Source organism: Variovorax sp. DXTD-1, from assembly GCF_003984625.1.
Taxonomy (GTDB): Bacteria; Pseudomonadota; Gammaproteobacteria; order Burkholderiales; family Burkholderiaceae_C; genus Variovorax.
The window spans coordinates 316,965-338,554 of record NZ_RWKH01000001.1; the positions used below are offsets into that span (position 1 = coordinate 316,965).

General features: G+C 67.2%; 25 protein-coding genes and 1 pseudogene. 9 read left to right on the plus strand and 17 right to left on the minus strand.

Annotation, left to right across the window (positions count from 1 at the left end; translation table 11 throughout):
- Window positions 1-49 precede the first annotated feature (49 nt).
- The gene (locus EJI00_RS01505; RefSeq protein WP_126745693.1) at window positions 50-1,051 is read left to right on the plus strand and encodes an alpha/beta fold hydrolase; all 1,002 of its coding nucleotides are present in this window, start codon (window positions 50-52) and stop codon (window positions 1,049-1,051) included.
- Window positions 1,052-1,412: 361 nt separating this feature from the next.
- Here the strand turns inward: EJI00_RS01505 and EJI00_RS01515 are convergent, their stop codons facing one another.
- Genes EJI00_RS01515 through EJI00_RS01530 form a run of 4 tightly spaced genes read right to left on the minus strand, consistent with a single transcriptional unit; the run spans window position 1,413 to window position 4,712 of the window.
- Complete coding sequence (locus EJI00_RS01515; protein WP_126745694.1) at window positions 1,413-2,714, minus strand: TRAP transporter large permease; 1,302 nt, start codon at window positions 2,712-2,714, stop codon at window positions 1,413-1,415.
- On the minus strand, window positions 2,711-3,214 hold the full coding sequence (locus EJI00_RS01520) for a TRAP transporter small permease (RefSeq protein ID WP_126745695.1): 504 nt from the start codon (window positions 3,212-3,214) through the stop codon (window positions 2,711-2,713). Before EJI00_RS01520 ends, EJI00_RS01515 begins: the two co-directional genes overlap by 4 nt.
- Before the next feature lie 10 nt (window positions 3,215-3,224).
- Window positions 3,225-4,214 (minus strand): TRAP transporter substrate-binding protein DctP, encoded by a 990-nt coding sequence (gene dctP, locus EJI00_RS01525; RefSeq protein WP_126745696.1) that lies wholly within the window; start codon window positions 4,212-4,214, stop codon window positions 3,225-3,227.
- Window positions 4,215-4,253: 39 nt separating this feature from the next.
- Window positions 4,254-4,712: a type II 3-dehydroquinate dehydratase gene (locus tag EJI00_RS01530; RefSeq protein ID WP_126745697.1), complete on the minus strand. Its 459-nt coding sequence runs from the start codon at window positions 4,710-4,712 to the stop codon at window positions 4,254-4,256.
- Between the two features lie 67 nt (window positions 4,713-4,779).
- On the opposite strand from EJI00_RS01530, the gene EJI00_RS01535 reads away from it, so the two are divergent.
- The gene (locus tag EJI00_RS01535) at window positions 4,780-5,574 is read left to right on the plus strand and encodes an IclR family transcriptional regulator (RefSeq protein WP_126745698.1); all 795 of its coding nucleotides are present in this window, start codon (window positions 4,780-4,782) and stop codon (window positions 5,572-5,574) included.
- A gap of 32 nt (window positions 5,575-5,606) precedes the next feature.
- Here EJI00_RS01535 and EJI00_RS01540 read toward each other — a convergent pair whose 3' ends face one another.
- On the minus strand, window positions 5,607-6,197 hold the full coding sequence (locus EJI00_RS01540; protein WP_126745699.1) for an NADPH-dependent FMN reductase: 591 nt from the start codon (window positions 6,195-6,197) through the stop codon (window positions 5,607-5,609).
- Window positions 6,198-6,306: 109 nt separating this feature from the next.
- On the opposite strand from EJI00_RS01540, the gene EJI00_RS01545 reads away from it, so the two are divergent.
- Window positions 6,307-7,092, plus strand: a complete 786-nt coding sequence (locus EJI00_RS01545) for a hypothetical protein (RefSeq protein WP_126745700.1) — start codon at window positions 6,307-6,309, stop codon at window positions 7,090-7,092.
- Window positions 7,093-7,132: 40 nt separating this feature from the next.
- Here EJI00_RS01545 and EJI00_RS01550 read toward each other — a convergent pair whose 3' ends face one another.
- The 3 genes from EJI00_RS01550 to pbpC form a co-directional block, all read right to left on the minus strand.
- A complete protein-coding gene (locus EJI00_RS01550; RefSeq protein WP_126745701.1) occupies window positions 7,133-8,413 on the minus strand; it encodes a CynX/NimT family MFS transporter in 1,281 nt (426 codons plus the stop codon).
- Between the two features lie 10 nt (window positions 8,414-8,423).
- Complete coding sequence (locus EJI00_RS01555) at window positions 8,424-9,104, minus strand: FadR/GntR family transcriptional regulator (protein ID WP_126745702.1); 681 nt, start codon at window positions 9,102-9,104, stop codon at window positions 8,424-8,426.
- Between the two features lie 132 nt (window positions 9,105-9,236).
- A complete protein-coding gene (pbpC, locus tag EJI00_RS01560) occupies window positions 9,237-11,525 on the minus strand; it encodes a penicillin-binding protein 1C (protein WP_126745703.1) in 2,289 nt (762 codons plus the stop codon).
- Window positions 11,526-11,796: 271 nt separating this feature from the next.
- Here pbpC and EJI00_RS01565 point away from each other — a divergent pair, with 271 nt between their 5' ends.
- Complete coding sequence (locus EJI00_RS01565) at window positions 11,797-12,006, plus strand: thrombospondin type 3 repeat-containing protein (RefSeq protein ID WP_126745704.1); 210 nt, start codon at window positions 11,797-11,799, stop codon at window positions 12,004-12,006.
- An 18-nt stretch (window positions 12,007-12,024) separates the two neighbouring features.
- Here EJI00_RS01565 and EJI00_RS01570 read toward each other — a convergent pair whose 3' ends face one another.
- From EJI00_RS01570 to EJI00_RS01605, 8 genes are read right to left on the minus strand one after another with little or no spacing between them, the layout of a single operon-like run.
- Window positions 12,025-12,651, minus strand: coding sequence for a LysE family translocator (locus tag EJI00_RS01570; protein ID WP_126745705.1), 627 nt, complete (start codon window positions 12,649-12,651; stop codon window positions 12,025-12,027).
- 27 nt (window positions 12,652-12,678) lie between these two features.
- On the minus strand, window positions 12,679-12,948 hold the full coding sequence (locus tag EJI00_RS01575) for a DUF2277 domain-containing protein (RefSeq protein ID WP_126745706.1): 270 nt from the start codon (window positions 12,946-12,948) through the stop codon (window positions 12,679-12,681).
- Window positions 12,949-12,960: 12 nt separating this feature from the next.
- Complete coding sequence (locus EJI00_RS01580) at window positions 12,961-13,386, minus strand: GNAT family N-acetyltransferase (protein WP_126745707.1); 426 nt, start codon at window positions 13,384-13,386, stop codon at window positions 12,961-12,963.
- A 28-nt stretch (window positions 13,387-13,414) separates the two neighbouring features.
- Window positions 13,415-14,488, minus strand: a complete 1,074-nt coding sequence (gene mnmH, locus EJI00_RS01585) for a tRNA 2-selenouridine(34) synthase MnmH (protein WP_126745708.1) — start codon at window positions 14,486-14,488, stop codon at window positions 13,415-13,417.
- Window positions 14,481-15,284, minus strand: coding sequence for a phosphonate ABC transporter, permease protein PhnE (gene phnE / locus EJI00_RS01590; RefSeq protein ID WP_126745709.1), 804 nt, complete (start codon window positions 15,282-15,284; stop codon window positions 14,481-14,483). The genes mnmH and phnE overlap by 8 nt, the downstream gene beginning before the upstream one ends.
- Window positions 15,281-16,135, minus strand: a complete 855-nt coding sequence (locus EJI00_RS01595) for a PhnE/PtxC family ABC transporter permease (protein ID WP_260590415.1) — start codon at window positions 16,133-16,135, stop codon at window positions 15,281-15,283. Before EJI00_RS01595 ends, phnE begins: the two co-directional genes overlap by 4 nt.
- Window positions 16,132-16,971, minus strand: coding sequence for a phosphonate ABC transporter ATP-binding protein (locus EJI00_RS01600; protein ID WP_126745710.1), 840 nt, complete (start codon window positions 16,969-16,971; stop codon window positions 16,132-16,134). The genes EJI00_RS01595 and EJI00_RS01600 overlap by 4 nt, the downstream gene beginning before the upstream one ends.
- 31 nt (window positions 16,972-17,002) lie before the next feature.
- Window positions 17,003-17,860, minus strand: a complete 858-nt coding sequence (locus tag EJI00_RS01605; RefSeq protein ID WP_185868033.1) for a putative selenate ABC transporter substrate-binding protein — start codon at window positions 17,858-17,860, stop codon at window positions 17,003-17,005.
- Between the two features lie 118 nt (window positions 17,861-17,978).
- On the opposite strand from EJI00_RS01605, the gene selD reads away from it, so the two are divergent.
- The 5 genes and pseudogenes from selD to EJI00_RS01630 all read left to right on the plus strand — a co-directional run bounded on the left by selD (window position 17,979) and on the right by EJI00_RS01630 (window position 20,917).
- The gene (gene selD, locus EJI00_RS01610; RefSeq protein WP_126745712.1) at window positions 17,979-19,058 is read left to right on the plus strand and encodes a selenide, water dikinase SelD; all 1,080 of its coding nucleotides are present in this window, start codon (window positions 17,979-17,981) and stop codon (window positions 19,056-19,058) included.
- Window positions 19,059-19,153: 95 nt separating this feature from the next.
- The gene (locus EJI00_RS01615) at window positions 19,154-19,639 is read left to right on the plus strand and encodes a DUF4124 domain-containing protein (RefSeq protein ID WP_126745713.1); all 486 of its coding nucleotides are present in this window, start codon (window positions 19,154-19,156) and stop codon (window positions 19,637-19,639) included.
- Window positions 19,640-19,652: 13 nt separating this feature from the next.
- Window positions 19,653-20,096 carry a ribonuclease HI family protein gene (locus EJI00_RS01620; protein ID WP_126745714.1) on the plus strand — a complete coding sequence of 148 codons (444 nt, stop codon included), beginning with the start codon at window positions 19,653-19,655 and terminating at the stop codon, window positions 20,094-20,096.
- Between the two features lie 41 nt (window positions 20,097-20,137).
- Window positions 20,138-20,386 carry a DUF3297 family protein gene (locus EJI00_RS01625; RefSeq protein ID WP_021006088.1) on the plus strand — a complete coding sequence of 83 codons (249 nt, stop codon included), beginning with the start codon at window positions 20,138-20,140 and terminating at the stop codon, window positions 20,384-20,386.
- Between the two features lie 16 nt (window positions 20,387-20,402).
- Window positions 20,403-20,917: pseudogene (locus tag EJI00_RS01630) on the plus strand (O-acetyl-ADP-ribose deacetylase).
- A gap of 1 nt (window position 20,918) precedes the next feature.
- On the opposite strand, the gene EJI00_RS01635 reads toward EJI00_RS01630, so the two are convergent.
- Window positions 20,919-21,563 (minus strand): hypothetical protein, encoded by a 645-nt coding sequence (locus EJI00_RS01635; RefSeq protein WP_126745715.1) that lies wholly within the window; start codon window positions 21,561-21,563, stop codon window positions 20,919-20,921.
- Between the last annotated feature and the right edge of the window lie 27 nt (window positions 21,564-21,590).

Genomic DNA, 21,590 nt, shown 5'->3' on the forward strand with positions numbered 1-21,590 from the left:
GAATAGAGCGGCCCGAGGCTCACCATTGAAAACCTCCAGACGCCGAACCATGCATATCGCTTTGGGAGTCGCCGCATTCGCAGCGTTGCTCGTGCTGGCGGGCGTTGCCTACGAGCGCCTGGGCCAGTACCGGGCCGCACGGGACTTTCCTCCGCCCGGAACAATGGTCGACATCGGCGGCCGGAAGATCCAGCTGGATTGCCGGGGCTCGGGCTCTCCCACCGTCGTGTTCGAGGCGGGGCTGAGCGTCGAAGGTTCGCTGAGTTGGACCGCCGTGCAGCCGAAGATCGCCGCCCACACACGCGCCTGCTCATACAGCCGCGCGGGCCTGATGTGGAGCGATTCCTCGAGCGCCCCCCACAGCGCCAGGCAGGTGGCGCAAGACCTTCGTGCGGCGCTGACCAAAGCCGGCGAGCGTGGTCCCATCGTGCTGGTGGGCCAGTCCATCGGGGCGCTTTACGCCATGGGCTTCACGAGGCACTTCGGCCCGGAGGTCGCGGGACTTGTCTTCGTCGATCCCTCGCATCCGGAGCAGGTCGAGCGGGTGGCGGGCTTCATGACCGAATCGCGTTCCATGTTGTCGCGGGTCGGTGTGGCGCTCGCGTGGACCGGTGTGCTGCGCGCGGCGGCGCCGGTGCTTCTGCCCCGGTCGCCACACCGGACTGCACGCGATGCACAGACCATATGGGCCTACGCGCCAAAGTCACTGACCACGCAGCTCGCGGAGAGCGATTCGACCGACAGTACTCTTGCCGAGGCGCGGGACTTTCGGGATCTGGGCAGCCGCCCGCTGGTGGTGCTCACGGCCATGGCTCCCTACACAGCGGCCGAACTCCGGGGAATGAAGATCACGCCGGAGCAAGGCACGCAGGTCCAGGCCATCTGGAAGCAGCTGCATGAAGACCAGGCGACCTGGTCATCCCGAAGCACCCACCGGGTGCTGCCGAATTCAGGGCACAACATCCAGCTCGAAGACCCGGATGCCGTGGTCGACGCGGTGCTGTCGGTGGTGCGTGCGGTGCGCGCAGAGGGTTCTGCCGGGTCCCCGTGAGGATCGCACTGCAGCGGACCGATTCACGACGATGTTGTTACTCCCCGCTGTGCTCTCTGGTGAATAGAGTTGCCTTGCAGCGCCATTGAATGCGCCCAAGGATTGGCGATGACCCCCACGACAACCAAAGACCCTGCCATCCGCGACGAGCAAGCACATGGCCGAGTCGCGCATGCGCTCGAAGTTCTCAGAAGCATTGCGCGGTGCAATGCCTATATAGAGAGCGGCAAGGACGTTTATGCGCTCACGGCCGCGCTGATGTTGCCTTGCTACCAGTCTGAGTTCAAAAAGCTGGTGTTCGAGTTGAGCGAGATGGAAGAGTTCGAGCTCAGGTCCGCTCTTGCGGGCTGGCCTGCTGCGCTCAACCCGAATATCCCGCCAGCCTCGGCAGCAGCAGCACCATGTCCGGCCACACCGTCACCAGCGCCAGCGCGCCCAGCATTACCATGAGAAAGGGAAAGGTCTCGCGGATCAGCACCATCAGCGGCACATTCGCGATCTTGGCCATCATGAACAGCAGCAGGCCGTAAGGCGGCGTCACCAGCCCGATCATGATGTTCAGTACCGCCATCACGCCGAAGTGCACGGGGTCGATGCCCAGCGCGGTGGCGGTCGGCAGCAGCACCGGCAGCATGATCAGGATGATCGTCGAGCCCTCGAGGAACGCGCCCATCACCAGCAGCAGAACATTCACCAGCAGCAGGAAGCCGAGCGGCGACAGATCGAGTCCCTTCATCGCGGTGCTGAGCGTCGCTGGAATGTTCTCTGACGTGATGACGTAGTTGAACACCATCGCCCCGGCGATGAGCATGCCGATGGAGATGCTCATTCGCGCACTGGAGAGCAGCGACTGGTACAGGTCGGCCCAGCGCATGCTGCGATAAAGCCCCACCGAAATGAGGAGCGCGTACGCGGCGGCAATGCCCGCCGCCTCGGTGGGCGTGGTCACGCCGCTGTAAAGGCAGCCCAGCAGGATGACGGGCAGCATGAGGGCCGGCAGCGCCTCGCGGGTGATGCGGGGCATTTCGCGCAGCGGCACCCTCGGCTCGACCGGAAAACGCCCGCGGCGCGCCAGCACGTAGATCAGGCCCATCTGCACCACGCCCAGAAGCAGTCCCGGCAGCACGCCGGCAATGAACAGGTAGCCGATCGAAGTTCCGGACACCAGCGCATACAGCACCAGGGGAATGGAAGGCGGCAGGATGGGCCCGATCACGGACGACACGGCGCTCAGCGCGGCAGCAAAGCCCGGCGTGTACTTGCCGTCCTTGGTCATCATCTCCTGCATCAGCTTGCCCGAGCCGGCCGCGTCGGCCAGCGCCGAGCCCGACATGGTGGCGAACACGATGCTCTGCAGCACGTTCACCTGCGCCAGGCCGCCCGGAAAGCGGCCCACGATGGCGTTGCAGAAGCGCAGCAGCCGGTCCAGGATGCTGCCCGAGCTCATGATCGTGGCCGCCAGGATGAACAGAGGAATGGCCAGCATCAGAAAGCTGGAGTAGGTGCCGTTGAGCAACTGTTCCGCCGCGGCGCCCATGTCCATGCCCTTGAGGTACAGGTAAAGAACGGAGCCGCCGATCATTGCGTGGCCGATGGGCACGCCCAGGAGACTGAGCGCCACGATGACGTAGAGCGCCAGCGAAAAAGGACTGGTGAAATTCACAATGCGGATGAGGAAGAAGAGGGTGGTTCGTCCGTCAGCGGCGCGGGGCCGCGAACGAGTTGGCGCAGGCTCCGGGCAATCACCGCCACGACGAAGACCAGGTAGATGGCGTACATCACGTCCATGCGAATGCCCAGGTACGAGCTCTTCTCGACCTTCATGAAGCTCACGTAGGCGTACGAGGCCGGCAGCGACATGCCGAACAGCACGATCAGGCCCAGCGCGGCAATGGCGCCGAGGGTACGGCGCATGCGCGGGCCGGCATTCGCGGCGACGAAGTCCATGCGGATCTCGTCGGAGTCCTTCAGCACGAAGGCCGCGCCCCAGAGCACCAGCCACAGCCACGCCGCCAGCGAAACCTCGGACGTCCAGCCCACCGGCCAGCTGAACAGGTAGCGCAGTGCGATCTGCACGATGAACGCGACGAAGATCACTCCCAGGAACAGTGCGGCTACCGCTTCGGCGAAGCGGTGCAGCAACGAAAGCACACGGTCGAACATGGCTTTGGGGTTACTTCATGGCGTTGATCTTGTCGAGCATGCCGGGCGGCCAGTTCTTCGCATCGTCCGAAGCCAGGTAGGCCTTCTGCGCGTAGTCGCGAAAGGCGTTGATGTTGGGCACATACACCTCCAGGCCCTGCTTGCGGAAGCTCTCGGCCAGCTCGGCTTCGCGCTTCTGGTGCTCGGCCGTGCTCCAGGCAATGGCCTTGTCAGCGGCAGCCTGGAAGCTGCGCTGCTTCGCGGGCGGCATGGCCTGCCAGGTCTTCATGTTCACCGTGAGCAGGTCGAAGGCCACCAGGTGCGAGGTCAGCACGATCTGCGACATCACCTCATTGAACTTCATGTTCTGAACATTGGGCAGCGGGTTGTCCTGCCCGTCGATGGCGCCCGTCTGCAGGCCGGTGTAGGTCTCTGCGTAGGCCATGGGCGTGGGATTGGCGCCGAGCGAGCGGCCCAGCATCTGCCAGGTGTCGCCGGGCGGCATCCGCAGCTTCACGCCGGCCAGGTCGGCGGGCGTGCTGATGCGCTTCTTCGTCTTCAGGCCCACGTGGCGCGTGCCGAAGAAGGTCGGCCCGAGGATCTTCACCTTCAGCTGGTCTTCCACCATCTTCTTCATCTGCGCACCCAGGTCGCTCGCGAAGAACTTGCCGAGGTGATCGGGGTCGCGGAACAGGTAGGCCGAGGTGAGCAGCGACCAGGCCGGCACCTGCTTGGAAATATCCTGCGGCGCGATGTTGCCCATCTCCAGGTTGTCGCGCTGCAGCGCGACGAGCTCGGTGCCCTGGCGGAACAGCGTGGAGTTCAGGAACAGCTCGACCTTGTAGTCGGCCTCGATGTCCTTGGCGAACATCTTCATCATGTCGGCGCGGATGTCCTTGTCCGAAAACACCGCGGCAAACCGCAGCGTGGGCTGTGCCTGGGCGCCGGCCGGCAAGACGGCGCCGGCGGCCAGCGCGGCCCCGGCGCCCAGCAGCGTGCGGCGATCGATGGAAAAGGTCATGGTGGTCTCCTGTCGTGTTGTGATGATGAACGCTGAAATTCAGGCTGCCGGCGCAGTTGCGGCTGCGAGCCGCTGCGCCAGCGCCCGGATCGCCAGCTCATAGCCGAACGGGCCAAAGCCGCAGATCACGCCCGTGGCAGCCAGCGAGACCAGCGAATGCTGATAGAGCGCGTCGCGGCGGTGGATGTTGGTGATGTGGACTTCCGCGATGGGTTGATCCAGCGTCTTGAGTGCGTCGAGCAGCGGTATCGATCGGAACGACAGCCCCGCGGGGTTGATGGCGACGGCCGCGGCGCGCTCGCGGGCTTCTTGCACCCAGTCCACCATCACGCCTTCGTGGTTGGTCTGGCGAAACTCGCAGTCAAGGCCCAGCTCGCCGGTGACGCGGCGGCACAGCTGCTCCACCTGCGCCAGCGTGGCGCTGCCATACAGGTGCGGCTCGCGCACCCCCAGCAGGTTGAGGTTGGGGCCGTTGAGGATGTAGACGATGGAACTCATGCGGCCGATTCTTCGGCGCGGCCACGAAAGACTTTCCAAACTGGAAACTACTTTCATAATGCAGGATATGAGCATCTCACTCGACCGCGGCCTCTCCATGGTGGAGCACCTTGCACGGCATCCGCAGGGCTTGCCGCTCACGCTGCTCGCGTCGGAGCTCGACATTCCGCTCGGCGCCTGCCACCGCTTGCTGGCCGACCTGCAGCGCTGCGGCTACGTTCGCCAGACGTGCAAGCAGGGCGACTACGTGCTGACGACCAAGGTGGTGTCGCTGGGCCTCGGCTTCCTGAGCGGCGCCGGCATCGTGAACATTGCCGAGCCGCTGCTGGAGCGGCTCGCGCAGGCATCGGGTGAATTGGTGCGTCTTTCTATCGTGGACGAAGACCGCCTCACCTGGGTTGCCAAGTCGCAGGGCACGCGGCAAGCGGGGCTGCGCTACGACCCCGACATGGGCATGGATGCGCGCCTTTCGTGCACGTCGTCCGGCCACGCGTGGCTGATGGCGCTGAGCGACGAACGCGCACTGGAGCTCGTCTCGCGCCAGGGGTTCGGCACACCGGCGGAATACGGTCCGAAGGCGCCGACCACCATTCGCGCGCTGCTGGGTTTTCTGCATGCGGCGCGGGTGCGCGGCTACGCGATGATCGATGAGGTCTTCGCGCCCGGCATGGCCGCCATGGCCGCGCCCGTGTTCCGCCGCAAGGAGGTGATCGGCGTCATCAGCATTGCCGGGCCGCGCACGCGCCTCGGCAGCGAGCGCATGCACGAGCTGGCGCCGGCGCTGCTGGCCGCAACGGCCGAGCTCGGGCCGATCAGCAACGCGTCGAGCCTGTTCGGCCGTCCTTCGCTGGGCAAGGGCTGAGCGGCGCGAAGCGGCTTGTCAGACTCGGCTTCTCAGTAAGGCGGCGCCTTGCGCGCCCGCTGCTCGCGCGCGGCTTCGGTCCACCAGGCCAGGTCGTCGGCAAAGCGGCCGAACGAGCGCTGGAGAGATTCGCCCGCGCTGCCCGTGGGCTTGCCGTCAGCATCCAGCGTTTGCGAAATCGGCCCGACGGCGAGCGTGCTCGAGACGACGACCATGCCCATCTCCGAGAGGATCGAATGCCACACGGTGCCCGAGCGCACGCCCGAGAACCGGCCCGCCGAATAGCTGGCAACGGCAGCAGGCCGCCAGAACCATTCTTCGAGAAAGTGGTCGGTGAGGTTCTTCAGGCCTGGTTGCGGGCCCCAGTTGTATTCGCCCGTCACGAAGACGAAGGCGTCCGCGCCGCGGATCTTCTGCGCCAGCGCTTCCATCGGTGCGGGCGCCGTGCCCCTGGGGTACTCCTTGTACATGCGGTCGAGCATGGGCAGGCCCACCGCCTGCGCGTCGATCAGCTCGGCATCGGCGCCTCGCGCGCCGAGGCCTGCCACCAGGTAGTCGGCCAGGCGAATGCCCATGCGGTCCGACCTGTAGGAACCGTAGAACACCAGGATCTTGTCAGCCATTCGTCGCTCCGTTGTCGAGGCCGGGCGGCCACCACGCGAAGGCTACAACATTGGCATGTCGGCGCATTTGGTAGCAGCATCTTTCGAATCCTCTGGCTACCATCCCGGCATGAACAAGCTGCCTGCTTTGTGCACTGCCGCCATGGTGCTTGCCGCATCGGCCGGCCATGTGTTCGCCGCCCCGACGGCGCAGGTGCTCGATGCCGTCAAGAAGCCGCATTCGGTCGATCCGGATTGGCGCGCGCGCCTGTGCGCTTTGCTGCCGCAGCCTTGCGACCCGCATGCGCTGGGCTTGTACCGGCTGCGCGGCGCCGGGGCAAACAGCTTTGCAGTGCTCTCGGCCGAGCCGCTGGCCATGGCGCGCATCACGCGCGACAAGGTTGCGAAGACCTGGCAGCTCGAGCGACTGCATGACTTCAGCGCCTATGTGGCCGGCATGAAGAAAGACGCCGCAACGGGCATGTCCGACACGCGCCTTTCGCTTGGGCCGGCACTCTATCCAGTGGCCGAAGGGCAATGGGCGATGGCTGTGCTGCAGACCGTGTCCGAGATGTACTCGGGCGGCGGCGCCTCGTTCAGCAAGGCCGATTTCGTGCCGCTCGACGACACCCGGGCCGTGCACGAAGGCATTCCTTTTTCCTGCTCGAAGATGATCCGCGCCTGCTTCAGCGAAAAGGAATACAAGAGTTCGAAGCACTGCCACGACGAGAGCAACGGCAGCCTTCGCATCGCCTACGAAGAACCCGGCAAGCCAGGCGGACCCTACAGCTGGCAATACACATGGCTGCAGAGCGAATGGCCCGCAAACACACCCGCCAGCGGCACCACCACCACGCGTCTTCACTTCACCGCCAAGACCACCGAGAGGGTGAGCTTCTGCGGCGGGCCGCAGTAGCCTCCGAATCATTCTGCGGAAGCGGTGCGGTGCGCCGGCCTCAGCGCCGGGGAACCGTCACCGCGCCCACATGCATCGTGCGCCCCGCGCCGAGGCCCGCAATCACCAGCGCAATGCCCAACCCGATGAAGAGCCACGACGATGCGCGGAAGCTCCCGGTCCAGCCATGCAGCAGGCCGGCAAGCAGCGGGCCGCACGCGGCCACCATGTAGCCCACGCCCTGCGCCATGCCCGAGAGGTGCGCCGCCACGTGCGAATCGGGCGAGCGCAGCACCATGAACGTGAGCGCGAGGGCAAAGGTGCCGCCTTGCGCAATGCCCAGCAGCACGGCCCAGAACCACACGCCGGAGAGCGGCGCGAACAGCATCGCCAGCATGGCGGCCAGGGTGAGCAGGGCCAGCCCCACGGCAAGGCCGCGCTGGTTGCGCAGCTTTACCGCCACCGCGGGAATGACGAGGCAGGTCACCACCTGCGTCATCACGGCGAGGGACACCGCGTATCCGGCGGTTTCGCCGCCCAACCCGCGCTCGCGCAATATCGGCGCGAGCCAGCCCATCACGATGTACGCGAGGGCCGACTGCAAACCCATGAAGAACGTGACTTGCCAGGCCAGCCGGTCGCGCCAGAGCCCGCGCACGGTAAAGCCCGATTCGCTTGCCACCGGCTTCAGCGGCAGGGCCTGCGGCGTCCAGATCAGCGTGACGAGCAGGGCCGGCAGCGCCCACATGGCCAGCGCGGAGGTCCAGCCGCCGCCCAGCGCGTGTTCGAGCGGCACCGTGAGCCCCGCGGCGCTGGCCGCGCCGCCACACACCGCCATGGTGTAGAGGCCCATCATCAGCGCCGCCTGTCCGGCGAAGTCGCGCTTCACCAGGCCCGAGAGCAGCACGTTCGACACCGCGATGCCGCTGCCCGCAACGGCCGAGGCCACGAACAGCAGCGGGATGTTGCCGGTGCCGCGCAGCGCGGTGCCCACCAGGATGAGCACCATGCAGCCGAGCAGGGTGCGCTCGGTGCCGAAGCGCCGGCCCAGGCCCGGCGCGAGCGGCGCGAAGACGCCCAGGCAGACGATCGGCAAGGTGGTCAGCAGGCTCGCGGCGGTGGCAGAAAGGCCGGTGGCTGCCATGATTTCGGGCAGCATCACCGAGAGGCTGGCAAACACCGGCCGCAGGTTGAATGCAATCAGCACCACGCTCGCACCCAGCAGGATGCGGCGGGCCAGGCTCGGCGCCGGCGTGGGGTGCGGCGCGGGCATGCTGTCGGCCTCGGCGTCGATCAGCAGTTCACCGGCGGCGCGGTTGGTCGAAAAAGGCACTGCGCTCATTGAATGCTCTTCATGGCTCGGCTTTCGACAGTGCGTCGATCATGGGCGCCATGAATGCGCGAACCGCTTCCGCGGCGCGGTCGGGATCGCGGCTGGCAATGGCTTCGACGATGGACGCGTGCGCCGCCTGGTCGGGTTCGGGCAGGCTGGTGCCCATGGAGCTGGCGATGGTGTCCTTGATGTAGCCGGTAATGAAGCGGCAGGTTTCAGCCAGCGCCAGGTTGCCCGAAACGTCGACGATGGCCAGGTGAAAATCCAGGTCGCGCTGGATGAAGCTTGCACCGCCGTCGCTTGCATCCGGCAAGCCGCGCCGCTCGAGCAGGGCCCTGAGGTTGCGCAGGTCCTTGGCGGTGTGGCGCACGGCGGCAAGCCGGGCGGCTTCTACCTCGAGCGCGCGGCGCACCTCGAACTGGTCGCGCAGGCTCGCGCGACGCATTTTCTGCAAGTTGGCCGACGGGTCGAACCCCGAGCGCACATAGGTGCCGGAGCCCTGGCGCACTTCGAGCAAGCCGCGCGAGACCAGCGTTTTCACGGCTTCGCGCACGGTGCCGCGGCTCACGCCCAGAAGCAGGGCGAGCTGAGGTTCGATGGGAATGCGCGAGCCAACGGGCCAGCGCCCGGCCGAGATCTCGGCGCGAATGCTGTTGGCCGCGCTGTCGGCAAGAGAGGTTCGGGGTGCTTGGGCAAGCATATGAACTAGAAAGACCTATTCATTGAATCATTGGATGAATTGTCCGCCTGCTTCAATGCCGCAGTTGCAAGCAGGGGATTGGGAGTTGCTGTTCGCGGGATCGGCCACTGCCACCGGGCCGATCGCTCCCGCTCATCGGCGGGCGTTCTTCGCAACCACGCCCGCGCCGCGCACTTCGATCCTGCGCTGGTCGACCACCTTGCCTGCCGCGTCGACGAGTTCGATCACGTGGCGCCCCGGCCAGGGCAGCCATTGCGCGCTGTTGCCGCGCGCAAAGTGCTTGCCGTCGATGCGCCATTGCACGCCGCGGCCTTCGGACTCGAAGCGCACGCGCTGGTGCAGGGGCGGAATGTCCGGATCGAGCGCGATGATGGTGCCGTCGACCGGCGCGACGATGCGCGCCGCCGCGGTGTTTGCCGCCCGCGCGCCCGCGCCGGAGTCGAGCGCAAAGAGCGGTTGCTCCGTGCCCTGCAGGAACCATTCGCTGCGTGCCGCTTCGAGCGGATTGCCGTCGGTGCCGGGCCCGAAAGCCACGCGCGCCTCCACCAGCCCGGTGGGCGGCCTGGGCGCGCGGCTCGGCTCGCGTGCGTGCAAAAAGCGCATCACCTCGGCCCATACCGGGGCTGCGCCGCTGGTGCCGCTCACGTCCCACATCGACGCGCCGCTCGCGTTACCCACCCACACGCCGACTGTGTAGCGCTGCGACCAGCCCACGGCCCAGTTGTCGCGCATGTCCTTGCTGGTGCCGGTTTTCACCGCGGTCCAGAAGCGCGTGGAAAGAATGCTGTCGAGCCCGAAGGTGCGCGTGCGTGCGTTCGCGTCGGACAGGATGTCGCCGACGATGAAGGCCGCGGCCGGGTCGAGCATGGGTGCGACAGCGGATGCGTTGTCCCCAGCCTTGGCCTTGGCGGATGAGGCCGGCGGCGGCGCGGCCGTGCGCACCGTGAGCGTGGTGGTTCCGTAGCGCCCGCCGTTGGCCAGCATGCGATAGGCATTGGCGAGCGACAGCAGCGACACCTCGGCGCTGCCGAGCGCGAGGCTGTAGCCGTAGTAGTCGCCACTTTCGCGCAGCGGCAGCCCGGCCGCGCGCAACTGCCGCGCGAACGATTCGGGCGACACCATCACCAGCGTTCGCACGGCCGGCACGTTGAGCGATGCGGCAAGCGCCGTGCGCGCCGACACCGGTCCCTTGAACTGGCGGTCGTAGTTCTGCGGAATGTAGAGGCCGCTGGCCGTGTTGATCTGCGCCGACGAATCGTCGATCAGCGATGCCGCGGTGAGCCGCCTCTCGGCAATGGCCTGCGCATAGAGCAGCGGCTTGAGCGTGGAGCCCGGCTGGCGCAGCGCGGTGACCGCATCGACCTCGGCCGCCTGGCTCAGCGGGCCCGACGAGCCGACCCACGCGAGCACTTCGCCGCTCGCGTTGTCGAGCACCACCAGCGCGCCGTCTTCCACATGGCGCCCGCGCAGTTCTTTCAGGTGGCGCTGCAGCGCGTCGAGCGCAAAGCGCTGCAGCGGCGCGCGCAAGGTGGTGCGCACGGCGGTTTCCCTCGGGCCTGCTTGCCGCGCGGGCGCCGCGGACTTTGCGGTCGCTTCGGCTTCGGCCAACTCCTTCAGCACGCGCCGCGCCGCATGCGGCGCAATGCCTTCGTTCGCATCGAACGCCCGCCGCTGCACGGCTGCGCTGGTGAACATGTCGAGCGCATCGCAGTCGATCTTCTGGCCCGGCTCCATCGCGCGCATGACCTCGCACGCGCGCTGTGCCACGTGCGCCGGCTTGGCGTTGGGCGCGCGCACCAGCGCCGCGGCCACCGCGGCCTCGCGCGCGTCCAGTCCGCTCGGCGCCTTGCCGAACAGCGTGCGCGAAAGCGCATCGATGCCCACGATCTCGCCGCGGAACGGCACGGTGTTGAGGTAGGCCTCCAGGATCTGGTCCTTGCGCCAGTTGCGCTCCAACTGCGTGGCCGCCACGGTCTGGCCGATCTTCTGCGTGAAGGTGCGTCCGCTGTTGGCGCGGCGCAGGTCTTCGTCGAGCAGGCCCGACAGCTGCATCGTGATGGTCGAGGCGCCGCGCGTGCGCGTGTTCCACAGGTTGGCCCACGCGGCCGACGACACCGCGCGCCAGTCGATGCCGCTATGCTCGTAGAACCGCTTGTCTTCGCTCAGCACCATGGCCATGCGCAGCGCCGGCGACACATCGGCCAGCGCAATCCACTGGCCGCGCCGCACCGTGGCATCGGTGCGCACGCGCTGCAGCAGCTCGCCGCTGCGGTCGAGCACCGCGGTGTCGGAAGAACGGAACTCGCGCTTCACCTCGTCGAAGCTCACGACGCCGGCGGCAAGCGCAAGCGCCGGCTGCGCGCAGGCCGCCACGATCAACGCGGCGACAAGATGGCTGGCGGTAAATGACGGGCGATGCATGGAGGGCGTGAACTGGAGGAGGGCAAATCGGTGGCCAAGCCGCGCCATTCTCGGCGATGCGCCCACGGGAACTGCACCTACTTCGACTCGGGCGTGCCGCCGCCTCCCTTGCTCAGCAATTACAGCCAAAGTTCACAGCAAGGTTCCACATCCGGTAACGAACTTCACGCCCGAGCGTCATTCGGGATACGCAGCCGAGACGGAGGCGGCCTTCAATGCGGACGACGGCTTGCGGAGGCAGGCCGCGTTTGAAAACTCCAAGGAGAAAATCATGAAGAAGACATTGGCCATTCTGCTTGCCGCATCGGCTATTCTGGCCGGCTGCGTGGTTGCACCGTACGACCGTCCGCCCCCGCCGCGCGGCCAGTACCATGGCGGCGACCGAGACCGCGACGGCGTGCCCAACCGCTATGACCGCGACCGCGATGGCGACGGGGTGCCCAACCGGTACGACCGCCGGCCGAACAACCCGTATCGCTGATCCAGGCTGCAGCGCGCCTCAGGCGGGCCGGCGCGCGAGCAGCGCCCACACGCCCGCCGCGCTCAGCAGCGAACCGCCCGCAAGGTTGAAGCGCCGCTGCGCGCGCGGCGACGAAAGCAGCTTGCGGGCCGATCCCGCAAACACGGCATAGAGCGTGGCATTGAGCGCCGCCATGGCCACGAAGGTGACCGCCAGCACCCACAGCTGGCGCGTCATGTCGGCCGCGGGGCTCAGGAACTGCGGCAAGAACGCCACGAAGAACACGATGCCCTTGGGGTTGAGCGCCGTTACCAGGTAGGTATTGGCGAACAGCCGCCAGCGCGAATCGGGTGCCGCAGGCGCCGCGACTTCGGACGACGTGATGCCCGCGCGCAGCAGCTTGATGCCCAGGTACAGCAGGTACAGGCCGCCCGCCCACTTCACCACCGTGAACCAGAACGCCGAAGCGGCCAGCAGCGCACCCAGGCCGAGCAGCGAAACCACCAGCGCCGTCGAATCGCCCAGCGCCACAGCCGCCACCAGCGGCACATTGGCGCGCCGGCCGTGCGACATGGAATAGCTGATCACCGTGAGGATGGTCGGGCCGGGAATGATCAGCAGCACGGCCGATGCCGCCACGAAGGCGAGCCAGAGTTCAACGGGCATGAAAAGTCTCCAGGGTTGTTGTTGCGTTCAGGTGCCGAAGCGCGCGGCCGACCTGGCCTTGGCACGCTCCGCCTCTATGGCGCGGTCGCGCGGCTCGGCAGTGGTCACCAGCGACTCGATCAGGCGGGCGGCCGTTGCAGCGACTTCATCGACCGCGCGCTCGAAGGCCTCCTGGTTGGCCTTGGAAGGCACGCTGAAGCCGCTGAGCTTGCGCACGAACTGCAGCGCCGCGGCGCGAATCTCCTGCTCGGTGGCCGGAGGCTCGAAGTTGTAGAGGGTCTTGATGCTTCTGCACATGGGAGCTCCATTTCACTCGATCAGCCCGCGCTCCGCGGCCTGCGCCTGGTTCTCGAAAACGGCCATGGCGGTCTTCATGCGCCTGAAGCCGAACTTTTCGTAGAAGGGCTCCTTGCCGGCCACCGCATACAGAATGATCTTGCGGTGGCCCTTCGAAAGATCCATGAGCCGAGAGACGAGCTGCTTGCCAAGGCCCGTGCCCTGATGCGTGGGGTGCACCGCCACGTCGCAGATGTAGGAGCAGTCGAGCCCGTCGGCCACTGCACGCCCGGCGCCGACCATGCGGCCGTTGTCGTACACGAAGCACTTGAACATGCTGTTGGAGAACACGAGCTTCAGCCCGTCGGGCTGCTTGTTGCCGAGCGGTGCGGCCTGGTAGAGCCGCGAGAGTTCTTCCCAGTCGATGCCTTGGAGCGAATGGCGCCATTCGAGTGTCATGGAGCGTGCCTTCTCTTTTTTCGGCCGGTCACCCGGCCGCGTTCAAGCGCAGGATGGCGTCCGCCACGGCTTCGATGCCTTGGTCCGTCAGGTCGGGTGCCGCCACCTGCTGGCGCAGCGGCCACTTTTCGAAATGGCGCGCCTGCGAGCGTTCGTAGTGCGGATCGTAGTGAAGTGCCATCAGTTCCGCAAAAAGCTGCGGCAGGTCGCCCGCCATCGCCCACTCCTGCCAGCGCTGCACCACCGCCTTGCCCTGCATTTCCTTCAGCCTGCCGAGCTGTTCCGCGAGCGCCGCGCGGTCGTCGCCCAGGTAGGCATAGTCGCGCAGCAGGTAGTCGAGCCGCGCGGCCGCATCCGCCTGAATTTCGATGCATGCGGCGGCGCGCATGTACGCGACCAGCGGAATGGGAACCGAGAGCCGGCCGATGCGGGCGCTCTCACCTTCCACATACAGCGTGCGCGAGAGGTCGAGCGCACCGAAGCAGGTGGCAATGCGGGTTTCGAACTGCTTTTGCGACGGCTGCGGCACGCCGGGCAGGGCGCCCAGCAGCGAGCCCTTGTGGCTGGCGTAGTGTTCGAGGTCGAGCACCTGTTCGCCGCGCGCGGCCAGCGCCTGCAGCACGCGCGTCTTGGCGCTGCCCGTGGCACCGCAGATCACCTTGAGCCGCAGCTTGGGCACCGTGGCCTCGATCTGCGCCAGCACATGGTGGCGAAAGCTCTTGTAGCCGCCGGCAAGCTGCTGCGCGTCCCAGCCGACCAGGCGCAGCCAGGTCACCATCGAACCGCTGCGAAGCCCACCGCGCCAGCAATACACGAGCGGCCGCCAGTTGGCGGGCTGCTCGCTGAAGCGTTCGCGCAGGTGCCGCGCGAGGTTGGCGGCCACCATGGCGCCGCCCACGCGCCGCGCTTCGAACGCGCCGGTCTGCTTGTAGATGGTGCCGACGATGCGGCGCTCTTCGTCGTCGAGCACCGGGCAGTTGATGGCGCCGGGAATATGGTCGAGCGCAAACTCGGAGGGCGAGCGCGCGTCGATGACGGTGTCGAACCGGGGCAGGTCGGCCACGCGCGTGGGCTGGTGGCGCGGGTTGTCTTGGTCACGCATGGGCGTGCCCCAGGTTGCGCCGCAGCCGGCCGCTTGCCAGGTCGACAAGGGCCACCAGGACGAACATTGCAATCAATACGGTCATGGCCTGCTGCTGTTGAAAGATCGACAAGTGAAAGTAGAGAAGCTGGCCCAGGCCGCCGCCGCCGACAAAACCCAGCACCGCGGCCATCCGGATGTTCATTTCCCAACGATACAGCGCATAGGCCACCCATTGCGGCAGCACGAGCGGAAGGCTGCCGTAGGCAAAGGCCGCTGCCGCGCCGGTACCACTGAGAACCAGTGCCTGCTCGGGTTCGCGCGGCGCGTTCTCCAGGCTTTCGGCGAACAGGCGGCCCAGCACGCCGGTGGTATGCAGCGCGAGCGCCAAGGCTCCGGCAAACGGGCCGATGCCCGCGGCCAGCACCATGAGCGCGGCCCACACCAGTTCAGGCACGCTGCGCAGAAAGTTGAGGACAAAACGGCAGCCCTGCCGCACCAGGAGGCCCGACCTGCCCGAGGCCGGCAATGCCAGCGCGGCGGCTCCCGCGGCGGCCAGCAGCGTGCCCAGCGCCGAAACGGCCAGCGTCTGAAGCGCGCCCCACGCCGTCTTGGAAAGGAAGGCGCTCGAAAAATCGGGCGGAAAAAACTCGGCGATGAACTTGCCCATGAAGCCGATCGATTCCGCCGTGAACAGCGCGCGGTAGTCGATGGCCAGATACGCAAAGCTGGCCACCACGGCCGCCAGAACCAATGCCGATGCCACCCAGCAGCGGATGCAGCGGGGCGGCCTGGCCAAGTCGACGCGCCCGTTCATGCGAGCAACCGCCGCAACGCATTGCTCAGCGCATCGGCGAGCAGCACCAGCACCAGGAACACCAGCAGGATGCTGCTGGCCTCGCCGCCGTTGAGCATCTTCATCGACTGGTCCATGAGCTGGCCCAGGCCGCCCGCGCCCACGAAGCCCATCACCACCGAGGCCCTGACGGCACATTCCCAGCGGTACACCGTGTACGAGATGAGCTCCTGCGCGGAGTTGGGCAACAGGCCGTACACCAGTGCGGCAAAGCGCCCGCTGCCGCTTTCCAGCAACGCGCGGGCGGGGCGTGTGTCGGTCGATTCGAGCACCTCGGCATACACCTTGCCGAGCATGCCGCCATAGGTGATGGCCAGCGCCAGCACGCCCGCCGCCGGGCCCAAGCCGAGCGCACGCACGAAGACCAGCGCCCAGACGATCTCGGGCACGGCGCGCAGCACCATCAGCACCGAGCGCCCGGCTTGCCGCACCATGCCGGCCTTCGCACGGCCCGGGCCGGGGCCGATGCGCGACACCGAAAGCGCGCGCGTGGTCACGAAAGCCAGCGGCGCGCCGATGACGAATGCCAGCGCCGTGCCCGCCGTGGCCATGGCCAGCGTCTCCAGCGTGGCCTTGCCCAGCATCGCCAGAAAATCCGGTGCGGTTTCGGGCGGCAGAAAGCCGGCCAGGAAACCGCCTATTACCTGCAGGTTGCCGGGCGCGAACAGGGCCGACGGCGCAAAGCCCGACAGCTGCAGCATCGGCCATGCGATGACGAGCGCGGCCAGCAGCCACACGACGCGGCGGCGCGCTAGCGGGTCGCGCAGCGCGGGCGCTGTGCGTGGCGGCGATGGCTGCTGCACGGTGCTCACAGGCAATCCGGGCGTTCGATGGAGTTGACGGCGCTTGAAGCGAAGGGACCCGATGCGATGCCAAGAGGGCGTTCCGGTGCCTGCACCGGCAACCCGCCTTCGCTTGCATAGAGCGCCGCGAGCATCGATTCGGTCACATTGCCGACTGGCTCGTCGAACACCACTTGCCCACCGCGCATGCCGACGATGCGAGGAAACCAGCGCAGCGCCAGGTCGACCGCATGCAGCGAGGCCACAAGCGTGGCGCCGGTCGATTCGCTTTGCGCCACCAGCTGCTGCAGCGCGGTATCGGCCAGCGTCGGGTCGAGCGCGGACACCGGTTCGTCGGCCAGCAGCAGCGCGGGCCGCTGGTAGAGCACGCGCGCAATGCCCACGCGCTGCAGCTGGCCGCCGGAGAGGCGGTCGCAGCGGTCGAACAGCCGGTCTTCGAGCGAGAGGCGCGCCAGCACCTCGTGCGCGCCCGCAAGATCCGAAGGGCGCAGCAGCGAAGCCAGAGCGCGCATCGCGCTCCATTGCCCCAGCCGTCCCGAGAGCACGGCGGTGACCACGCGCAGGCGCGGCGCAATCGGCGGGCTCTGGTGCACGGTGCCGATGCGGGAGCGCAGCGTGCGCAATGCGGGCGCAGCCAGGCTCCACGGCGATTCACCGAGCAGTTGCACCGTGCCTTCGCCGGGCCGCAGCGCGGCGCCGAGCACGCGCAGCAGCGTGGTCTTGCCCGCGCCGGAAGGCCCGATGACGGCCACCCGCTCGCCGCTGCGCGCCGCGAGCGACACGCCTTGCAGCGCGCGATGGCCGTTCGGGTGAACCAGCCCGACCCGGTCGAGCGAGAAACTCACGCGACGGCTCCGCTGGCGCGCCGCAACGACATCACTTGACCAGGCCGGCCGACTTGGCGGCAGCCTCGATGCCGTCGTAGTTCGACGACTTGGTGGCGACGAACTTGCTCGCGCGCTGCAGGTTCATGATGTCCTTCATGGCGGGATTGGCCGGGTCCAGCTTCAGGAAGGCCTCGGTGAGCTTCTTCGTCAGCGCCGGGTCGAGGCCGGGGCGCACGGTCCAGTTGTAGTCGTAGTAGGTGGGCGTGGTGGCCAGCACGCGCACCTTGGCGGCGTTCGGGTTCTTGCTTTCGACCAGCTTCTCCCACACCGACGCGTTCAGCACGCCAGCTTCGGCGCGCGAGGCGGCCACGAAGGCCACTGTGGCATCGTGCGCACCGGAAAAAGCCACCGTCTTGAAGTCCTTTTCAGGATCGATGCCCGCTTGCATGAGGAAGTAGCGCGGCATCAGGCTGCCCGAGGTGGAGGAGGGCGCACCGAACGCGAAGGTCTTGCCCTTCAGGTCGGCCAGCGTCTTGGCGGTGCTTTCGACCGGCACGATGAACTTGCTGGTGAACACCTCGTCCTCCGCGCGCTGCACGATCGGTACCGCGCCGCCGTTCGTGCGAAGGCGGGCCTGCACGAAGGTGAAGCCGCCGAGCCACGCCAGGTCGATCTTGTTCGTGGCCAGGCCTTCGACCACCGCGGCGTAGTCGGTCACGGGCGTGAACTGCACCTCCATGCCGGTCTCCTTCTTCAGGTAGTCGCCCAGCGGCGTGAACTTGCGCTGCAGTTCGGTGGGCGCCTCGTCGGGAATGGCTGAGACGCGCAGCACCTTGCCTTGTGCGAAGGCACCCAGGGCGAAGGCGGACAGCGAGAGTGCAAGGGCGATGCGAAGGATGGGTTTCATGGCGTGGCGCGGCATGGCGCAAGGAAGAAGGGACAACCTTCGATTGTAGAAACCCGTGTCCGGGCGCCGTTTGCGCGCGGCTTCGATAATGGGCGACTGCCCTGATACGGATTGCGCCATGACCGACACGCCGACGATTTCACCCCTCAACCCGCTGGCTCCGCTGCGGCTCACCAGCTTTTCGCACGGCGGGGGATGCGGCTGCAAGATCGCGCCTGGCGTGCTGTCGGAAATTCTGAAGAACAGCGGCGGCGGCCTCATTCCGCCGGAGCTGATGGTAGGCATCGAAACCGCCGACGATGCGGCCGTATACCGACTGAACGACAAGCAGGCGCTGATCGCGACCACCGACTTCTTCATGCCCATCGTGGATGACCCGTACGAGTTCGGCCGCATTGCGGCCACCAACGCCATCAGCGACGTCTACGCGATGGGCGGCAAGCCGATCATGGCGCTGGCACTGGTGGCTATGCCGGTCAACCAGCTGCCGGTGGAAGTCATCGGCGACATCGTGCGCGGCGGGCAGGACGTGTGCCGCGCGGCCGGCATTCCGATTGCGGGGGGCCACACCATCGATTCGGTCGAGCCGATCTACGGGCTCGTGGTGATGGGCCTGGTCGACCCGGCCCACGTCAAGCGCAACGCCGAGGCGCGTGCGGGCGACGTGCTGGTGCTGGGCAAGCCGCTCGGCGTGGGCGTGCTTTCGGCTGCGCTCAAGAAAGAAAAGCTGTCGCTCGCGGGTTACCGGCAGCTCATCGAGAACACCACGCGGCTGAACACGCCGGGCATTACGCTGGCGACGATGCCGGGTGTGCATGCGCTCACCGACGTCACGGGCTTCGGGCTGGCCGGCCATGCGCTGGAGCTCGCACGCGGCGCCAAGCTCACGGCCACCATCGACTGGCCCCGCGTGCCGCTGCTGGACGGCGTGGCCGCCATGGCGGCGGATGGTTTCGTGACCGGTGCCTCCGGCCGCAACTGGGCCGGCTACGGCGCGGACATCGAGCTTGCGGACGGCCTCCCCGCCGCTGCCCAGGCACTGCTGAGCGACCCGCAGACCTCGGGCGGTCTGCTCGTGAGCTGCGCTGCCGAGTCGGCCGAAGCGGTGCTGCAGGTCTTTCGCGAGGAAGGCTTCTCGCATGCCGCGGTGGTCGGCCGCATGGAGCAGGGCCCGGCGCGCCTGCGCGTCTTGGCTTGAAGGCCGCGCGGGTGCTGCCGCAAGTCCCGAGTTCGGGCCAGAATGCGGCCAAGGGGAAACGCTGCAAGACTTCGGCAGTGAACAACGAGGGTCGCATGATGCGCACAACGGTTCTTTTCATTTCGGTCTTTGCTGCCGCGGCCATGGGCATGGCGGCGCATGCGGCGGACGTGATTCGCTGCACCGACGCCAGCGGCCGCATCGTCTACACCGACGGCCAGTGCCCGCCCGGGAGTAAGCTCTCGCGCCAGGTGCCCATTTCCGAGCCGCTGTCGGTGGTGCCGCCTGCTTCCTCCTCGGAAGAAGCGCGCCGCCCGGCCTACACGCCGTCGCCGAGCGCGGCGTTGCCGCAGCCCCCCGTCAGCAATGTGCCGCAGGGCCCCGCCATCATTCCGCGCAACGTCGAAGAGCCGCGCGTGGCGCCCGAGCCGCCGCCCGTCTACAGCTGGGGGCCCGATCCGTACTACGACGGGGGCCGCCCCGTCATCCGCCCGCGGCCCCCGCGCCCGCAGGACCCGGGGCCGCCACCGGGCCAGCGGCCGTGCCAGAACCTGGCGGGCATCAAGCGCAGCAACTGCTGAGCCGACGCAGCCGATGCAACTTCGCCCGTGGACCGTGTACTGCGACGGCAGCGCCATGCCGAACCCCGGCCGCATGGGCGCCGGCGCGGTGATCACCGACCCCGACGGCGTCCGTCACACGCTGTCGCTGGCCAGCCACGCCACCGGCTGCAACAACGAAGCCGAGCTGAGGGCCCTGACCCTCGCGCTCGAAGAACTGAAGGCCAGGGGCGCGACCGCGGTGCTGGCCTATACCGACAACAGCATCCTCGTCGAGCAGCTTGGCGGGCCCGGCGCCAGGCCGATCGCGCGCATGGCCGGCTTGTTCGAGGATGCCCGAGCGCTGCTCGGCTCCTTCGAAGAAGCGAGCCTTCGGTGGGTGCCGCGGCACCGCAACCAAGAGGCCGACACGCTCGCGCGCGCCTCGCTGGGGTTTGCGCCCAAGGCGCCCGCCAAGGCAACAAAGAAGCGGCGTTAAGCTGCGCGGTTCAGTTTTTCAGATAGATCACCGTTTATTCCATGACCGAAGCCAATTCCCTTCCGCCCCTTCCTGACCACCTGTCCACCGACCCGCGCAGCCCCCATCACGTGGCGGCCGTTTTCGAGCACGACATCGGCATCCGCTTCAACGACAAGGAGCGCCTGGACGTCGAGGAATACTGCATCAGCGAAGGCTGGATCAAGGTGCCCGCGGGCAAGACGGTGGACCGCAAGGGCAAGCCGCTGCTGATCAAGCTGAAGGGCAGGGTCGAGGCGTTCTATCGGTAAGACTCCGCTCAGGGCCATGCAGAACGCGCTTCGCGCCGTACGCGGCGACATCAACAAGCTGCAGGTCGATGCCATCGTCAATGCAGCCAATTCATCGCTGCTCGGCGGAGGCGGTGTCGACGGTGCCATCCACCGCGCCGCAGGGCGCGAGCTTTTGCATGAGTGCCGCCTGCTGTCTGGCTGCAAGACGGGCGACGCCAAGCTGACCAAGGGCTACCGGCCCGGTTCATCATCCACACCGTCGGGCCGGTCTGGCGCGGGGGCTCGAACGATGAGCCGGAACTGCTTGCATCGTGCTACCGGAAGTCGATGGAAATCGCCGGGCAGCACGGCCTGCGGACCATCGCGTTTCCGTCGATCAGCACGGGCATCTACGGCTATCCGATCGAACTCGCGGCGCCCATCGCGGTAGCCACGGTCCGGTCGGCGCTGGCCGAAAGCGCCAGCGTTCAGGAGGCCACGTTCTGCTGCTTCTCGGACGCGGACCTGGCCGTGTACGAGGCGGCGCTTGCGGCAGCGGGGCCTGCCTGAATCAACCAAAAACGATGGCGGTCTTGTGCGCGATGCTGAGCCGGGCCGACTCATAAAGCAGCAGCCAAGACTCGATTTCGCGATACAGACTTTCCTCTCCTTCGCTGATCGCGGTGAGACGGGACGCTTCCTCGTCCGAGAGCTGGCCATTCGAGAGCGCGATGCCGAGTGCGGGAGCGACCAGCACCAGTTCTTCAAGCAATCTGTACGAAGAGCCAAGCATGCCACCGGGCAGATCAGCCTCGTCTTGCTCGGCAAAGATCACCTCTTCGAAGTCGACCGGCAGATAGAAGCCCTCCGCATCGGAGTGGCAAAGCAGGTGGCTTTCGAACATGCCCGCCACGTCTTCGAGCGTCTCGTCTTCCGTGGGGTCGACGCCATCCGGCAAGGGCGTCGCCATCCAGTCGGGCGTCGTCACGCGATGTGCGTAGGCCCGGCGGAGGTAATGAATGAACGAATAAGGCAGGCCATCGATCCGGGCACGGGACTCGAGTGGCGGCAACGTGCGCGGCTCCACGTGCGGCGGCAGGCCAGCCGCTATGAGTCTGCGGTTCGCCGCAGCGAAATCTTCATCGAACCGTTCGGCGCTCTCGGGATCGTTCTCGAGCAAGTCGGCGAGGATGCCGACGGAGATTGAAAGGCCCACAGGGTCCTCCTTGTTTCAATGATCGAT

What these genes read in the sequence shown, in the direction of transcription:
- dctP (WP_126745696.1), bottom strand. Translation starts at nt 4,214, where the DNA reads ATGACCTTTTCCATCGATCGCCGCACGCTGCTGGGCGCCGGGGCCGCG.
- selD (WP_126745712.1), top strand. Translation starts at nt 17,979, where the DNA reads ATGACCGACACGCCGACGATTTCACCCCTCAACCCGCTGGCTCCGCTG.
- EJI00_RS01625 (WP_021006088.1), top strand. Translation starts at nt 20,138, where the DNA reads ATGACCGAAGCCAATTCCCTTCCGCCCCTTCCTGACCACCTGTCCACC.
- EJI00_RS01580 (WP_126745707.1), bottom strand. Translation starts at nt 13,386, where the DNA reads ATGACACTCGAATGGCGCCATTCGCTCCAAGGCATCGACTGGGAAGAA.
- EJI00_RS01575 (WP_126745706.1), bottom strand. Translation starts at nt 12,948, where the DNA reads ATGTGCAGAAGCATCAAGACCCTCTACAACTTCGAGCCTCCGGCCACC.
- EJI00_RS01520 (WP_126745695.1), bottom strand. Translation starts at nt 3,214, where the DNA reads ATGTTCGACCGTGTGCTTTCGTTGCTGCACCGCTTCGCCGAAGCGGTA.
- EJI00_RS01545 (WP_126745700.1), top strand. Translation starts at nt 6,307, where the DNA reads ATGAACAAGCTGCCTGCTTTGTGCACTGCCGCCATGGTGCTTGCCGCA.
- EJI00_RS01620 (WP_126745714.1), top strand. Translation starts at nt 19,653, where the DNA reads ATGCAACTTCGCCCGTGGACCGTGTACTGCGACGGCAGCGCCATGCCG.
- EJI00_RS01535 (WP_126745698.1), top strand. Translation starts at nt 4,780, where the DNA reads ATGAGCATCTCACTCGACCGCGGCCTCTCCATGGTGGAGCACCTTGCA.
- EJI00_RS01530 (WP_126745697.1), bottom strand. Translation starts at nt 4,712, where the DNA reads ATGAGTTCCATCGTCTACATCCTCAACGGCCCCAACCTCAACCTGCTG.
- EJI00_RS01505 (WP_126745693.1), top strand. Translation starts at nt 50, where the DNA reads ATGCATATCGCTTTGGGAGTCGCCGCATTCGCAGCGTTGCTCGTGCTG.
- EJI00_RS01615 (WP_126745713.1), top strand. Translation starts at nt 19,154, where the DNA reads ATGATGCGCACAACGGTTCTTTTCATTTCGGTCTTTGCTGCCGCGGCC.
- pbpC (WP_126745703.1), bottom strand. Translation starts at nt 11,525, where the DNA reads ATGCATCGCCCGTCATTTACCGCCAGCCATCTTGTCGCCGCGTTGATC.
- EJI00_RS01555 (WP_126745702.1), bottom strand. Translation starts at nt 9,104, where the DNA reads ATGCTTGCCCAAGCACCCCGAACCTCTCTTGCCGACAGCGCGGCCAAC.
- phnE (WP_126745709.1), bottom strand. Translation starts at nt 15,284, where the DNA reads ATGAACGGGCGCGTCGACTTGGCCAGGCCGCCCCGCTGCATCCGCTGC.
- mnmH (WP_126745708.1), bottom strand. Translation starts at nt 14,488, where the DNA reads ATGCGTGACCAAGACAACCCGCGCCACCAGCCCACGCGCGTGGCCGAC.
- EJI00_RS01570 (WP_126745705.1), bottom strand. Translation starts at nt 12,651, where the DNA reads ATGCCCGTTGAACTCTGGCTCGCCTTCGTGGCGGCATCGGCCGTGCTG.
- EJI00_RS01540 (WP_126745699.1), bottom strand. Translation starts at nt 6,197, where the DNA reads ATGGCTGACAAGATCCTGGTGTTCTACGGTTCCTACAGGTCGGACCGC.
- EJI00_RS01605 (WP_185868033.1), bottom strand. Translation starts at nt 17,860, where the DNA reads ATGAAACCCATCCTTCGCATCGCCCTTGCACTCTCGCTGTCCGCCTTC.
- EJI00_RS01565 (WP_126745704.1), top strand. Translation starts at nt 11,797, where the DNA reads ATGAAGAAGACATTGGCCATTCTGCTTGCCGCATCGGCTATTCTGGCC.
- EJI00_RS01550 (WP_126745701.1), bottom strand. Translation starts at nt 8,413, where the DNA reads ATGAGCGCAGTGCCTTTTTCGACCAACCGCGCCGCCGGTGAACTGCTG.